This is a genomic window from Snodgrassella gandavensis (assembly GCF_914768025.1).
GTDB classification, from domain to species: Bacteria; Pseudomonadota; Gammaproteobacteria; order Burkholderiales; family Neisseriaceae; genus Snodgrassella; species Snodgrassella gandavensis.
This window is the reverse complement of the sequence record NZ_CAJZCE010000004.1, coordinates 52,936-67,612: the sequence shown is the minus strand read 5'-3', so window position 1 is coordinate 67,612 and position 14,677 is coordinate 52,936. Positions and strand designations below refer to the sequence as shown.

At 45.2% G+C, this 14,677-nt stretch carries 10 protein-coding genes; 2 read left to right on the top strand and 8 right to left on the bottom strand.

Features of this window, described 5'->3' with window-relative positions; all coding sequences use genetic code 11:
- Nucleotides 1–114: 114 nt before the first annotated feature.
- From MJ764_RS04520 to MJ764_RS04500, 5 genes are all read right to left on the bottom strand, one after another.
- Entirely contained in the window at nt 115–897 is a 783-nt protein-coding gene (locus MJ764_RS04520; RefSeq protein ID WP_239325014.1) for a DUF3304 domain-containing protein, read from the bottom strand.
- A 342-nt stretch (nt 898–1,239) separates the two neighbouring features.
- Nucleotides 1,240–2,016 (bottom strand): DUF3304 domain-containing protein, encoded by a 777-nt coding sequence (locus tag MJ764_RS04515; RefSeq protein WP_239325013.1) that lies wholly within the window; start codon nt 2,014–2,016, stop codon nt 1,240–1,242.
- Nucleotides 2,017–2,537: 521 nt separating this feature from the next.
- On the bottom strand, nt 2,538–3,320 hold the full coding sequence (locus MJ764_RS04510; protein WP_239325012.1) for a DUF3304 domain-containing protein: 783 nt from the start codon (nt 3,318–3,320) through the stop codon (nt 2,538–2,540).
- Between the two features lie 1,164 nt (nt 3,321–4,484).
- Complete coding sequence (gene mqo, locus MJ764_RS04505) at nt 4,485–5,978, bottom strand: malate dehydrogenase (quinone) (RefSeq protein ID WP_239325011.1); 1,494 nt, start codon at nt 5,976–5,978, stop codon at nt 4,485–4,487.
- Between the two features lie 382 nt (nt 5,979–6,360).
- Nucleotides 6,361–6,807 (bottom strand): hypothetical protein, encoded by a 447-nt coding sequence (locus MJ764_RS04500; protein ID WP_239325010.1) that lies wholly within the window; start codon nt 6,805–6,807, stop codon nt 6,361–6,363.
- A 66-nt stretch (nt 6,808–6,873) separates the two neighbouring features.
- Between MJ764_RS04500 and MJ764_RS11445 the strand changes: the two genes are divergently transcribed.
- Nucleotides 6,874–6,996 (top strand): hypothetical protein, encoded by a 123-nt coding sequence (locus MJ764_RS11445; protein WP_275415250.1) that lies wholly within the window; start codon nt 6,874–6,876, stop codon nt 6,994–6,996.
- 14 nt (nt 6,997–7,010) lie between these two features.
- Here the strand turns inward: MJ764_RS11445 and uvrB are convergent, their stop codons facing one another.
- A complete protein-coding gene (uvrB, locus tag MJ764_RS04495) occupies nt 7,011–9,038 on the bottom strand; it encodes an excinuclease ABC subunit UvrB (RefSeq protein ID WP_100090757.1) in 2,028 nt (675 codons plus the stop codon).
- Nucleotides 9,039–9,550: 512 nt separating this feature from the next.
- Between uvrB and MJ764_RS04490 the strand changes: the two genes are divergently transcribed.
- Entirely contained in the window at nt 9,551–10,984 is a 1,434-nt protein-coding gene (locus MJ764_RS04490) for a KAP family P-loop NTPase fold protein (protein WP_239325009.1), read from the top strand.
- A gap of 848 nt (nt 10,985–11,832) precedes the next feature.
- Here MJ764_RS04490 and MJ764_RS04485 read toward each other — a convergent pair.
- Together MJ764_RS04485 and MJ764_RS04480 are read right to left on the bottom strand one after the other, a co-directional pair.
- Nucleotides 11,833–12,657 carry an amidohydrolase family protein gene (locus MJ764_RS04485; RefSeq protein ID WP_239325007.1) on the bottom strand — a complete coding sequence of 275 codons (825 nt, stop codon included), beginning with the start codon at nt 12,655–12,657 and terminating at the stop codon, nt 11,833–11,835.
- Between the two features lie 22 nt (nt 12,658–12,679).
- On the bottom strand, nt 12,680–13,948 hold the full coding sequence (locus MJ764_RS04480) for an MFS transporter (protein WP_239325005.1): 1,269 nt from the start codon (nt 13,946–13,948) through the stop codon (nt 12,680–12,682).
- Between the last annotated feature and the right edge of the window lie 729 nt (nt 13,949–14,677).

Genomic DNA, 14,677 nt, shown 5'->3' with positions numbered 1-14,677 from the left:
ACAAATTTGTATTTTTGCTTACATATGTATAGCCGATAGCCGATAGCCGATAGCGCAGCTATAACAGCCGTGCCTGCAATATAGCGGTACGGCCGCTGTAAAAAGAGAAATAGCTTATTTGCTGGGTACGGGGAATTTGCCCTGCTGCTGCAATTCCTGAATATATTCGGGCAGGATTACCTGCGGAATATTTTCGCGTTCTTTCTTTATTGCATCCAGCTTGGCTTTATTGCGCCGATAATCGGCCATGGATTTAATGGAAGGGCGCGGGGTACAGAGTTTCTGGCTTTTAGCATATAGGGCAAACTGTTTTTTTACTGATTCGCGTGAATCATCTTCCAAAGTGCCATAATCAATATATATCTGATTGCAGGCCAGAAAATGGACGGTAATATTACTTACCTTGCCAAAATCATCCCCCATCGACGGTGGAGGGGGGGGTAAAGGTACGACTGCGGAATAATTTTCATCATATTGGTCGATAATAGCTGATTCTTTACGATCTACAACAACTCCCGGCAAATTCAATCCTCGCGCACGCCAGCCGGGATAAGGATAGACCTTCCAATAAATCCGTGCAGTCATGCCCGGTTTCCATTTGGCGGGCAGATAGGCAGCGCCACAGGTGGAGCCGCCACCATAGCGTTTTTTACCCACTTCATAATCATCCACGCCCGGTGTTTTGGGAATACAGCCGCCATTAATCGAACCGCCAGCCATATTTTCATAATTGTATTCGAGCGCTTCTACCGGGGCGGCATAGGATTTGTTTTTGCCGGAGGTTACGCCAACAAATGGCTCAAAGCCGCCGCTACATGAGCTGAGGGCGGTGGTGGCCAGCAATAAGCTGGTTAGCTTTACTAGTTTCGGTATGGTTGCCGGGGATTGTGCAGGCATAGATATCTCTTTCATTCAGGGTGATAAGTTGATTATTTTTATGATGTTATTTACTGGTGTACTTTATTTTTTAATGTTCGGTTGTGATGCTATTGCTTTTTTATATTTTCAGTTTATAGCCTCTTCCTTACTTTTATTTATATTTCAATATTTTACTCAATTTTAAGCGTTTGTGCAGAATATTTTTCAGGGATTGCGGCTATTTATGGCCAGCGTGGTGTACTTAGGGCTTGAGCGATGTATGATGGCTACTGTGTGGTGAGCGATTATTCTATTTTGCTGGTGTGTGGTAAAAGTCGTTGTATTGGTGCTGGTGGCGGCCACAAAAAACGCAATAAAAGCTTATTTAGTAGACACAGGTAATTTGCCCTGCTGCTGTAATTCCTGAATATATTCGGGCAGGATTACCTGCGGAATATTTTCGCGTTCTTTCTTTATTGCATCCAACTTGGCTTTATTGCGCCGATAATCGGCCATGGATTTAATCGATGGGCGCGGGGTACAGAGTTTCTGGCTTTTGGCAAACAGCTTGTAATGCATGGGGGTATTTCTGCCCTCTTCTACCATGCCATAGGTAATGTAGAGCTGATTGCAGGCCAGAAAATGGACGGTAATATTTCTTACCTTGCCAAAATCATCACCAGCCGATGGAGGGGGTGGAGGTAAAGGGATGACTGCGGAATAATTTTCATCATATTGATCGATAATAGCCAATTCATTACGATCTCTGACCATACCGGGAACATTTAAGCCTCTGGCATGCCAACCAGGATAAGGTAACACCCGCCAATAAATCCGCGCAGTCATGCCCGGTTTCCATTTGGCCGGCAGATAGGCGGCGCCACAGGTGGAACCGCCGCCATAGCGTTTTTTACCCACTTCATAATCATCCACGCCCGGTGTTTTGGGAATACAGCCGCCATTTATCGAACCACCCGACATATTTTCATAATTGTATTCGAGCGCTTCTACTGGGGCGGCATAGGATTTGTTTTTGCCGGAGGTAACGCCAACAAATGGCTCAAAGCCGCCACTACATGCGCTGAGGGCGGTGGTGGCCAGCAATAAGCTGGTTAGCTTTACTAGTTTCGGTATGGTTGCCGAGGATAGTTCAGACATGGGTTGCTCCTTTACGCGGGGGTGATATTGGGCTTATTTTTATGGGTGCTGTTTGCTGGTTAATTTATTGTATCGCTCTGTAGTGACGCTACCGCTTGCTAGTTTCAGTTGCTAACTATTTTCTTGATGTTAATTATATATCAATATTTTATCCGATTATAAGCGGGGGTACAGTTTCCTGACTGATGCGTATATGCTATTTAGGCCAATAGGCGGACGTGGGTATTATGCTGTGTATCTTGGCTGGTTTGCACTACGATATGGCGTATTGAGGCCTGAAATTGGTTTGGGACGGAACAATTGGCCTTTGGCAGCCTGCTTGTAATGTATGTGGATATTTCTACCCTCTTCTACTGTGCCATAAGTAATGTAGAGCTGATTGCAGGCCAGAAAATGGACGGTGATATCCGACTTTGCTAAAAGCATCGCCGGCAGATATTGGTAAAAGATACGCGATAGCGCAGCAATAACAGCCGTGCCCGCAATATGGGCAGTATGGCTACGGTAAAAAGAGAAATAGCTTATTTGCTGGGTACGGGGAATTTGCCCTGCTGCTGCAACTCCTGAATATATTCAGGCAGGATTACTTGTGGAATATTTTCGCGTTCTTTCTTTATTGCATCCAGCTTGGCTTTATTGCGCCGATAATCGGCCATGGATTTAATCGATGGGCGCGGGGTACAGAGTTTCTGGCTTTTGGCAAACAGTTCAAACTGTTTTTTTACTACTTCAGGGGCATTTTCCTGTCTGGTACCATAATCAATAAAAATCTGATTACACGCCAGAAAATGAACAGTAATATTTCTTACCTTGCCAAAATCATCGCCAGCAAATGCTGGAGGGGGGGGTAAAGGTATCACTGCGGAATGATTCTCGCTATATTGCTGAATAATTGCTCGCTCATTCTCATCAACATTAACCCCTGGTAAATTTAATCCCCTCGCATGCCAACCAGGATAAGGTAACACCCGCCAATAAATCCGCGCAGTCATGCCCGGTTTCCATTTGGCCGGCAGATAGGCAGCGCCACAGGTAGAGCCGCCGCCATAGCGTTTTTTACCCACTTCATAATCATCCACGCCCGGTGTATTCGGAATACAGCCGCCATTTATCGAACCACCAGAGATATTTTCATAGTTGTATACGAGTGCTTCAACTGGGGCGGCATAGGATTTGTTTTTGCCGGAGGTTACGCCAATAAATGGCTCAAAGCCGCCGCTACATGAGCTGAGGGCAGTGACGGCCAGCAATAAGCTGGTTAGCTTTACTAGTTTCGGTATGGTTGCCGGGGATGGTTCAGACATGGGTTGCTCCTTTACGCGGGGGTGATATTGGGCTTATTTTTATGGGTGCTGTTTGCTGATTAATTTATTGTATCGCTCTGTAGTGACGCTACCGCTTGCTAGTTTCAGGTGCTAACTATTTTCTTGATGTTAATTATATATCAATATTTTATCCGATTATAAGCGGGGGTACAGTTTCTTGATTTTGGCTGGCAGATACTGCCGCCAGTGGGGTTTTAGTCTCTTTGTCATGATTGATGTTGTTAGTACTGGGAATACAGCCTCTTTTAATCGGACTGCCGGCTATATTTTCATTGTTGTCTTCGACTGGGGCGATACGGGATTTGTTGTTGCCGGCGGTTAGGCCAAGCTATGAGCTTAGGGCTGGGGCTGATAATAATCGTATGGCTAGCTTTGCTGTCTGTTTTGGTGCTGTTGGTTGCTAGGGTTATCTATTTTCTATTATGTGTTTTCTTCACTATTGTGAATTAATGTTTTTATTGCTGATGCTTTTTTGTGTGGTTGATTGGGTACTTTTGGTTTGCCAGCCGGGCTTGGTGTGAATTATTAATATGTTGGTGTTTATTGGATTGTTGCTGGGAAAGATAATGGTTTTATATGTTTAGATGGTATTAATGCTGATGCTGTGGGTGGTGGGTGTTTTGGCTGATTTTGGGTTTAATTTGTAGTATGCGGGGATGTTTTGGCTAATGGGCGATGATTGTGGGGTTAAGGTATTGATACTATAAGGCGGATGGGGAATTATTTTGGTTAAGTTGTAGCTGGATGATGCGGTTAATTTGCTATGGGGGCAGGATTGTTGGTGCGGTGATGCTATGGAACCGGTGTGTTGATAAAAATAACGCCGTGACATCGTTAAGATGGCAGCGGCGTCAATTGCTACGGATTATAGGTATCAATTATTGCATTTGTAAGTCTATGTTATTTATCTTTATATTAAATAAGTTTACTAAATATAGCAAGTTTTTTTATATTTTAGGCTTTTGTTGTGGTTTTTATCAGTGTTTTGTGTTGGATGATTACGACAGTAGGTTGTGATGATTGATATGTGGATGGTGTTTGCGGCTGGTTTAGGTGGCCATTTCTGGCTGGGATAAAAAAAACCAAATTCGGTATGAATTTGGTAAGGCTGTGATGGCTATGGTAGTTGATGTTATGTGTTTGCTATTTTGAACTGTGTAAACCGAGGGATTTGCTTGTCCAGTCGCGCACTTGCTGCACGAGTGCGGGGTTGTGTTCGAGTTTCTGGCCATAGCTGGGTATCCATTTGTGCAGTATTGGTGCCCATTCGTTGCTGACTTTGCCGGGGAAGCAGTGTTCGAGCAGTTCGAGCATGATGGATACTGAGGTAGAGGCACCTGGGGAGGCGCCTAATAAGGCAGCCAGTGAGCCGTCTGTGGATTTTACCAGCTCGGTACCAAATTGCAGGACGCCACCTTTTTGCGGATCTTTTTTGATTACTTGTACGCGATTGCCTGCAATAGCCAGATGCCAGTCTTCATCGCGTGCCTCGGGGTAGAAGGTACGTAATTCCTGCATGCGGTCGGCAAAGCTTAATCGCACCTGCTGAATGAGGTAGTGTTCGAGGGCGTAGTTGTGTATGCCTACGGTGAGCATGGGGCGGATGTTGGCGAAATTGAGGGTTTTGAATAAGTCTTGAAAGGATCCGCGTTTGAGGAATTTGGTGGTAAAGCCGGCAAAGGGGCCGAAGAGTAAGGCGTCTTCGCCGTTGATGACGCGTTTGTCGAGATGGGGCACGCTCATGGGCGGTGCGCCCACGGAGGCTTTGCCATAGACTTTGGCATTATGCTGCTCGACGACGTCGGGATTTTTACATACGAGCCACTGGCCGGATACGGGGAAACCGCCATAGCCTTTGCCAACTTCGATACGGCTTTTTTGTAATAGGTGCAGGGAGCCACCGCCGGCACCGATAAAGACAAAACGGGCTGATACCTGCTGATGTGTGCCGTTGATGAGGTTTTTGATGTCGAGATGCCAACGGCCATTGTGCTGTCTGAGGTCGACAACTTCGTGTTGCAGGTGCAGCTTGCAGCCGTCGTTTATAAGGTTGTTGATGAGGATTCGGCTTAAGGCGCCATAGTTGACGTCGGTACCAAGGTCTGACCAGGTAGCGGCAATGGGTTCGCTGCTGTCACGTCCCTGCATCATGAGGGGTACCCATTGGCTAATCTGGTCTTTGTCTTCGGTATAGAGCATGTCCTGAAACAGGCGGTATTGCTGCAAGGCGGCAAAGCGTTTGCGCAAAAAGGCGACGTCTGTTTCTCCGCGCACCAAACTCATGTGAGGCACGCTGCGGATAAATGCGCTGGGGTCGTTAATCAGGCCGGCATCGACAAGTGATGCCCAGAATTGTTTGGATAGTTCAAACTGTTCGATAATTTTGATGGCTTTGGATACGTCGATGGTACCGTCTTTTAACTCTGGTGTGTAGTTGAGTTCGCACAGGGCTGAATGGCCGGTGCCGGCATTATTCCAGGCATCGGAGCTTTCGGTGGCCACGTTGGCCAGACGTTCATAGATGTTGATCTGCCAGTCTGGCTGTAACTCTTTCAGAAATGTTCCCAGTGTTGCGCTCATTATGCCTGCGCCGATTAGTACCACATCTGCTGAGCTATCGCTATCGGTGTTTTTCATAACGTAAACTCTTCTCTCTTCTCTATCAGGCTATGCTGATTAAATGTTTATCTGGTAGTTCACACAAGGAGCATTCAGTATTGGTGTGATTTATGTGTTTTTGACTTAAATCATTGACAATAATAAGAGCTTAATTTAAGCACTTTTGCTTGCTGGCAGCAATAGCAAAATGGGGTTTGGGCGAGGCCGGAATGGCACCAAAAAGCGTAGCTTATTGATTATTCAGTTAATTGTTTTTTTGTTTTTATATGACGTAGCTATTTTGTGGTCACTGTGGGTGTTTATGGATTGATTGTTGCTATTTTGATTATTTAATTCAATACAATAGCTTATCTGGGTGAACAGATAATGGGCGATGATTGGTGGAAACCTCGGGCTATTATTAATGTTTCTGTATCTTTGATTTTTGCCGGGCAAAATACAGGGCGCTGAGGGCGGCGGCCAGTGCGTTGAACAATATAAGCTTCCAGCCTAGCGCGAAGGTTAACAGCAGGTTTTGCACGAATCCGCATAGTAGTGCGATCATGGCTGCGCCGATGCTGATGCGATAAGGCGGATGGTGATTGATAAAGTAGCAACTGGTTATGGCGGCCAGCAGTGAAGGTATAAAGGCGTAAATGCCGACGAACTTCAGTATAAATAATAGTAAAAATTTGATGTCGCCAGTATCGAGTAAGCTAAGATGACTGAGTGGCACGCCACGGTTAGCTTGCCAGTAGAATAGTACGATGTAGAATACACCGGTAATGATTATGCTGCTTATGGTTTGCAGGATAAGTGTGGCTAGCCGGGCTGATGCCGATGGCTGGTGTGTGTGCTGGTTCTGCATGATGCTGTCCCCTGTTGGCTGGCTATGCGCGGTTGTGGATGTGCATGCGGGCATGCGGATGTTGTGTTGAGTATACCTGAAATGGCTGTGTGGGGGTATTTTTCGCTGTGTAATCTGTATGCTGGGTTTGGTGGTGGCTGGTATGTTCTGGCTACCGGCAAGAAGCACGGTGTAATGCTTTGCCGGTAGCCGATGCTGGCTGCTTAGGTATCGCTGGCACCAAAAAGTAGGTTTTCTTTGATGGCGCGGATTTTGTCGCGAATCTGGGCAGCTTCTTCAAACTGTAAGTCGCGCGCGGCGGCCTGCATGGCTTTTTCGAGTTTGGCGATTTCTTTAACGGCATCGTCTTCGTTGTGGATTTCGCCTACTTTGAGCTTGCTGCGGCCACGGCCTTTGCTGCCGTTTTCATCGTGATAAACGCCATCAATGAGGTCGCGTACCTGTTTTTTGATTTGCTGCGGTACGATGCCGTGTTCGGTATTGAAGGCTATCTGGCGGGCACGACGGCGCTCGGTTTCGTCAATCGCGGCTTTCATGGAGTCGGTGATTTTGTCGGCATATAGTATGGCTTTGCCGTTAACGTTGCGTGCGGCGCGGCCGATGGTTTGTATCAGGCTGCGATGGCTGCGCAGAAAGCCTTCTTTGTCGGCATCAAGTATGGCCACCAGTGAAACTTCGGGAATATCCAGCCCTTCTCGCAGCAGGTTGATGCCTACGAGGACATCAAAGAGGCCAAGGCGCAGGTCGCGGATGATTTCTACGCGCTCTACGGTGTCGATGTCGCTGTGCAGGTAGCGCACTTTTACGCCCAGCTCGGCGTAGTAGTCGGTGAGCTGTTCGGCCATGCGTTTGGTGAGGGTGGTAACGAGTACGCGCTCGCCCTGCTCGCGGCGGATATTGATTTCAGATAGTAAGTCGTCTACCTGTGTGGCCACGGGGCGGATGATGATTTCCGGATCAATCAGGCCGGTGGGACGTACTACCTGCTCGACTACTTGGCCGGCATGTTCTTCTTCATATTTGGCCGGGGTGGCCGATACAAATATGGTTTGCGGCATGACGCGCTCGAATTCATGGAATTTTAACGGGCGGTTGTCGCGGGCGGATGGCAGGCGAAAGCCGTAGTCCACCAGATTCTGCTTGCGTGAGGCATCGCCCTTGTACATGCCGCCAATCTGGCTGACGGTAACGTGGCTTTCGTCGATAAACATGAGGGCGTTTTTGGGCAGGTAGTCCATTAAGGTAGGTGGCGGCTCGCCCTCTGGCTTGCCGGAAAAGTGGCGTGAGTAGTTTTCAATGCCCTTGCAGAAACCCATTTCGTAGAGCATTTCTAAATCAAAGCGGGTGCGCTGTTCGATGCGCTGTGCTTCTACCAGCCGCCCTTCATGGGTAAACCATTTGATGCGGTCGCCCAGCTCCTGCTTGATGTGTTCACAGGCACGTAAAACGGTGTCGCGCGGGGTAACGTAGTGGCTGGACGGGAATACGGTATAGCGGCCAACGCGCTGTTGCAGGCTGCCGGATATTGGGTCAAACAATTGCATGCGGTCGACTTCGTCGTCAAACAGGCTGACACGCAAGGCCAGCTCGGAGCTTTCGGCGGGAAAGATGTCAATCACGTCACCGCGCACACGGAATGAGCCACGGGCAAAGTCGATATCGCCACGTTCATACTGCATGGCTACCAGTCTGGCGATGATGTCGCGCTGGTCGATTTTCTGCCCTTCTTTCAGGTGCAGTATCATTTGATGGTATTCGTTGGGGTCGCCAATACCGTAAATTGCCGATACGGTGGCCACTATGATTACGTCCTGCCGCTGCATCAGGCTTTTGGTGGCGCTCAGGCGCATTTGTTCGATGTGTTCGTTTATGGCTGAATCTTTTTCGATAAACAGGTCGCGACTGGGTACGTAGGCTTCCGGCTGATAGTAATCATAGTAGGAAACAAAATATTCGACGGCATTTTCGGGAAAAAATTCGCGCATTTCTGCGTATAGCTGTGCGGCCAGGGTTTTGTTATGCGCCATGATGATGGCCGGGCGGCCGCTCTGGGCGATGACGTTGGCCATGGTAAAGGTTTTGCCTGAGCCGGTAACCCCGAGCAGGGTTTGGCTGGCCAGGCCATCTTCCAGCCCTTCCAGCAATCCCTGAATTGCCGTGGGCTGGTCGCCAGCCGGTGGAAATGGCTGGTGCAGTTTAAACACACTACCGGGATACTGAATAACATCCATAAGTTTGTAACCTGAAATAAATTCAACCGAAGAAAATGACTGTGGTTAAAACAGTTAAAACCGCGCTGGGCGGTTTATGCTACACATAAGGCCAGTATGGACAAAAAGCAAGTTTGTCTGCTGGCTTTATAGCGCAATCAGTGGCTAAATGCGCGGCTGCAACCAGACTTTACTTTCACTATACATTTTATTACAAATCAGCTTGTTATCCAGATATAAGAGAATATTCGGCAGAGGCTGGATGATTCTTTTTTTCTCTGGATTAGCACTGCTGCCTGACTGCTGGGGTTTGATAGGGTATGGGTAATATTTAATGGCCAGTTAATACTTGGGTGTTTGTATTTGTGCTACAAAACCGGCTAACTAGTATGTTTTGCGCCAATTTTCTGTGATTAGCCATGTATCACCGCCATTTTTAAATAGATAAACCATTATAATGGCACAATAATTAGATGAAACAGAATGGCCGGCAATTACCGGCCAACCATTAGTATACAAGGAATAAGCAGATTATGAGCATGAAGAAATGCCAGCAAGTGGAAATTGATGCCGCTGATCCGTTTAAAAACGATGTGCTGGATAGAAAAGCCAATATTGAAATTCTGACCCAATTTATTACCAGCTATGAACAATCGATAGTGCTGTGTATTGATGCTGGCTGGGGACAGGGTAAAACCACTTTTATTAAGATGTGGCAGCAATATCTGAAAAATCAGGATATTCCGACTATTTATTTTAATGCATGGGAAAGTGATTACACGGATGATGCGCTGATTGCGTTGATTGGGGAGATTGGTTTATCCATACAGGAACTAGTGGGTGAAGATAAAACAACCGCAGAAAAAATAATGGGGCATCTCTATAAACTTGCGGTCAATTTTACTAAAGCCGCTGCCCCTGCTATGGTCAATCTAATTATTAAAGCGGTTTGTGGTAGCTTAACCGATGCCGATGAAGTATCCAAAGCATCTGGTAATCTAAGTGAATCACTGGTAAAAGAACAGATTACCAAATACGAAGAGTCACGCAAGACACTGGGCAACTTCAAAGAGGCTTTAAGTAAGCTGGCTCGCTGCTATGCGGATGGCGACGCTCATAAGCCGCTGGTAATTTTTATTGATGAGCTGGATCGCTGTCGTCCCAATTTTGCTATTGAGGTACTGGAAAAGGCCAAACATCTGTTTAATGTGGATAATATTATCTTTGTGCTGGCTACGGATAAAACCCAGCTAGGCCACTCTATCAGGGCTGTGTATGGGCAGGGGCTGGATGTTGATGGGTATCTGCGCCGGTTTATTGATTTTGATTATTTATTACCTAAACCACAAAAAAATCAAGAATTTTTTAAGGGATTAATATATCAATATAAAATCGAAAATTTTATAAAAAATTCTGATTATTTTTTTGAGCGTTATTGCTTTTTACTAAATAAATATAATCTTACATTGAGGGAACAAGAATCATTTTTTAATACTTTAAATCTGGTTTTAAGAGTTGACTATCAAACTTCACTGAAAGAAAATAATTCAAATTATGGCAGAAATATTCACACCCACTATTTTTTTACATTTTTCCTTATTATATTGAAAACTAAGTTCATTGAATTATATAAAATAATAATTAATAGCGAAGATGTTGACGATTTAGATATCTTAATTAAACATATCAATAGCTATTTGATTAGTCAAGATAATAACATTGATATAAATATTGACTGGCTAAAAGCAATAATTATCTTTATTAAAGTTAAACAATATAAGAATATAACCATTACGGGTATGGGAGAAGCGGAACTATTTAAATCGTATTTAAAAAAATACGATTTGCCACCTGAAAGGTATACTTTTTATAGTCTGCTTGATCACAATTATAGAAACTTTGGTAACGAACTCAATTTTATCATTAAAATTATTGATTTAAATGGGAATCTAATCCAATTAAATTAAATTTTAAAGAGCAATCAAAGACAAAATTTTTTACTGTGTGCCTTTGTATAATTGCACGCTTAAGTGATATAGCACTTGTAGTTGACAAAATCGTATAGTGTATCAGTGGAACTCAAATCCCTGAAATCAGAAATTTGGTTGCGACTTGCAACTGGCTGCGTTGTTCATCTCAATCAATAAACCGCCGGCAAGGCGGTTTGTGGGTTTGTTTTGGTGTACGCTTGGAATAATCAGGCAGTTTGTCATCATCGGCGCTGCTGGGCAGCCGGTTTTGCTGCTTTTGAGGCTGTTGTTAATAGCTGTTTGTTATTGAATCTAAACTGCTGGCTCTTGGGTTAATGGCAAACTCTTGTGTGTGCATTTCTTTTAAGCGGCTGGTATTGTTGCCGGTGGGCATTATTCAGATGTGCTTTAGCTGTGGCGTTTAAGAAAGCGGAGCTAATTATTGGCGGTGGATGGCAAAGCCTTTATGCGATGCATTGCACAGGCAGGTTTGCGGTATTCGAAGCTGCAAATTTACAGGCTAGCTTGTTGATATCACTCTTTTTGCTTTGCTTGGCTATATTGCTGCTAACTTTTTATGATAATGCGATATTTTGTGTGCCATGGCGTGCGGATTCTGAACGCTAAATTTTTGGCTATTAATTTCCAGCTATTAGCAGTTTGCTTATCTACCCCGGTACTGGTATTTGCTTGTGCGCGATAGTTTTCAGGATATGGTTTGCAGTGCCGGCAAGTTGGCTGCCGGCTTTAGCTATTCAGCTTACCCTATGGTGCAGATTCACAATGGCGATATGTTTTGTAATCACTGTCAGGCAATGTTGTCCGTACTTCTACTAAGCAATATTTTAGATAAATCTGAACAGTTTTGCTGGTGTATCCCACAATAAGGCTGATGCCAGTTGTTTATCCTGTAACAGCATATTCAGTTGGGTAGCCAGATACTCGGGGTTGATTTGTTGTTCGTACTGGGTATGCGGCCAGTCGCTGCCCCACATCAGGCGGTGGCTGCCGAAATTTTCCAGTAATAAGGGGATGGCGGCGGCAAAAAATTTATGCCCGTCGGCCGCGGCAGCACTAATGCGGTATACCGCGGAAAGTTTGCACCACACCATTCCGCTATGCCCCCATTGTAGTAGCCGCTGAAAACCGTTATCACGAGCGGGTACTCCCTCCGCTGACCGGCCGAAGTGGTCGACTACTACGCGGATTTGGTGTTTGAGCAAGGTGGTAATCATGGCGTCCAGTTTGTTACTGCGGCAATGTAGTTCCACATGCCAGTTAAGAGTTTTGATTTTGTCGAGCAGGTTTTGCCACGGAGCGGATTGGAGCTGGGGCTGGATGCCGTCTATAACATTCAGGCGTATACCGACGATACCTGCCCTATCCATTGCCTGTAGCTCAGGCAAGGTGATTGTGGGGTCGACGCAGGCTACGCCTCTAAGACGGGGCGCGGCCTGTGCGATGGCTTGTAGCATAAAGCTGTTATCACAACCCAGAAAGCTCGGCTGAATCAGTACGCCGTGCGTGCAGCCAAGGCCGTGCAGATGAACCAGATAGTTTTCCAGTGGCGCACTTTGTGCCGGAGTATAGCGCCGGCTGGCTACCATTGGCAAAGCCAGATTAAACACATGTGCATGGCTGTCTATTCTGCCAGTTATCACTTGATTCATTTTATTTCTCTTTTCTATTTTTTTATTTCTCAGAAATCTGCCCATCCGGATTAATCTGTTTTAAATCGCGCCCTTTGGTTTCGGGTAGCAGCAAGACGCTAATCACTACTATTGAGTAAGCCCAACTGGCGTCGATACCAATAGCTGACCCCAGAGACATTGATGCGCTCATGTGCCCCACAAGGAACGGAAATACTGAGGACAGAATACGGCCAAAGTTGTAACAGAAACCTACTCCGGCACCACGATACTGCTGTGGGTAGAGCTCATTAAACAAGGCGCCCAGACTGGAGGGGATGCCGGCAGCAAAAAAACCCAGCGGAAAGCCAAGGAACAGCATCTGGGTATTGGTTAAGGGAACAAACAGGTAAATGCGTACGGTGATGACGCAGCAGATGGCAAACAAGGCAACATTAAAACGTCTGCCAATTTTATCAAGCAGGATTGAGCTGGCCATACAGCCACACCAGAAAGCAAAAATAATTACCGCCAGATAAGCACTGGAATTAAGCACGGAAAGGTGGCGTTCTTCTTTGAGGTAGGTAGGCAGCCACGACATGATGGCGTGATAGCCGCCATGAGCGCCAAGACCCAATAAACCACCGAGTATGGTAGTGCGAATCAATGAAGGTGAAAAAATGCCGAACAGTGCGCTGGCTATGGATTGCCTGTCTTCGTTTTTCTGTATTACTGTACCTTGTTTTACTGGTTCCTGTACATGCCGGCGTACATAGAAAATCAGTAATGACGGCAGTAAGCCTACGGCAAACATGATGCGCCAAGCTATATTTTCTGGTGCCAGACTGAAGGTTACTGAAAACAGTATGACTGCCAATCCCCACCCTACTGCCCAGGCACTTTGTACTATCGCCATAACTTTACCGCGATACTGGCTGGTAATGGTTTCGGCCATAAGTACGGCACCGGCCGCCCATTCGCCGCCAATACCAAATCCCTGCAAGGCTTTTAAAGCCAGCAGCCAGTAGTAATCGGTTACAAATGCTGCCAGAAATGTAAAAAATGCAAACCATACAATCATGATTTGCAATGTTTTGACGCGTCCATACCGGTCTGAAAGGGCTCCGGCAAACCAGCCGCCCAAGGCCGACGTGACCAGTGTGGCACTGCTGAATAATCCGGCCTCTCCTCTGCTAATGGCAAAATAGGCAATCAGCGATGGAACAACTAAACCAAACATTTGACTTTCCAGAGCGTCTAGTGCCCAGCCACCAAAGCATGCCCAAAAGGTTTTTCTCTCATTTCCTGATACTGCCCGATACCACATAAACATAAAGGTTTTCTTTCTTTGTCTATTTTCGAGAATATATAGTTTTAATTTGTTTGCAGCCGAATAAAGTTTTTTAGAACTTTATGTCTTTAATTTACTCTTAACAACATTTATCGCCAATAAAAAAACTTTGTTTAGTTGAATTAAAACAAATCGGCGAAGCTGTGCTTATTTGATTCTTTAAAAAATCAGTAATTTATTAATTACCAATATATACACAGGTGTGTACTAATTAAAACGGGCTTAATGAAATACGGTACTGCTTGTAGACAACAACAATTAGATACAGCAAATGGTTGATTTCAGGGCATCCTTTATTGTTAATTATGATTATAAATAAACAAAATAATTTAATTCTAATAAATGTGGCGCATGTTGCGCAATTCTTTTACTGTAAATTTTTTTATTATATTAATAATTGCTGACAGATGGCTATTTTATAAAAAAAATATCAGCAACAGTCATTAATTTAAAATTAAATAATTACGGTTGTTACATGGGTGATTGTCGAAACTGTGTTTTATGCGGAGCTGTTGTTTGGTTATGGTACTTTTTTGATATGACATCAACAGTGGTATCAGTATATATACTAATAGCATAATTTATTGCGTTTCTGTGTGTAGTAATGGTCTGTTATTTATATGCGCGTTGTAGCCGGCTGCTATGCCTTCTGTCTGTTACGCATTCGCTTAAACGTATAAATTTGACTTTGTGGGTTATAAATTAGAATAT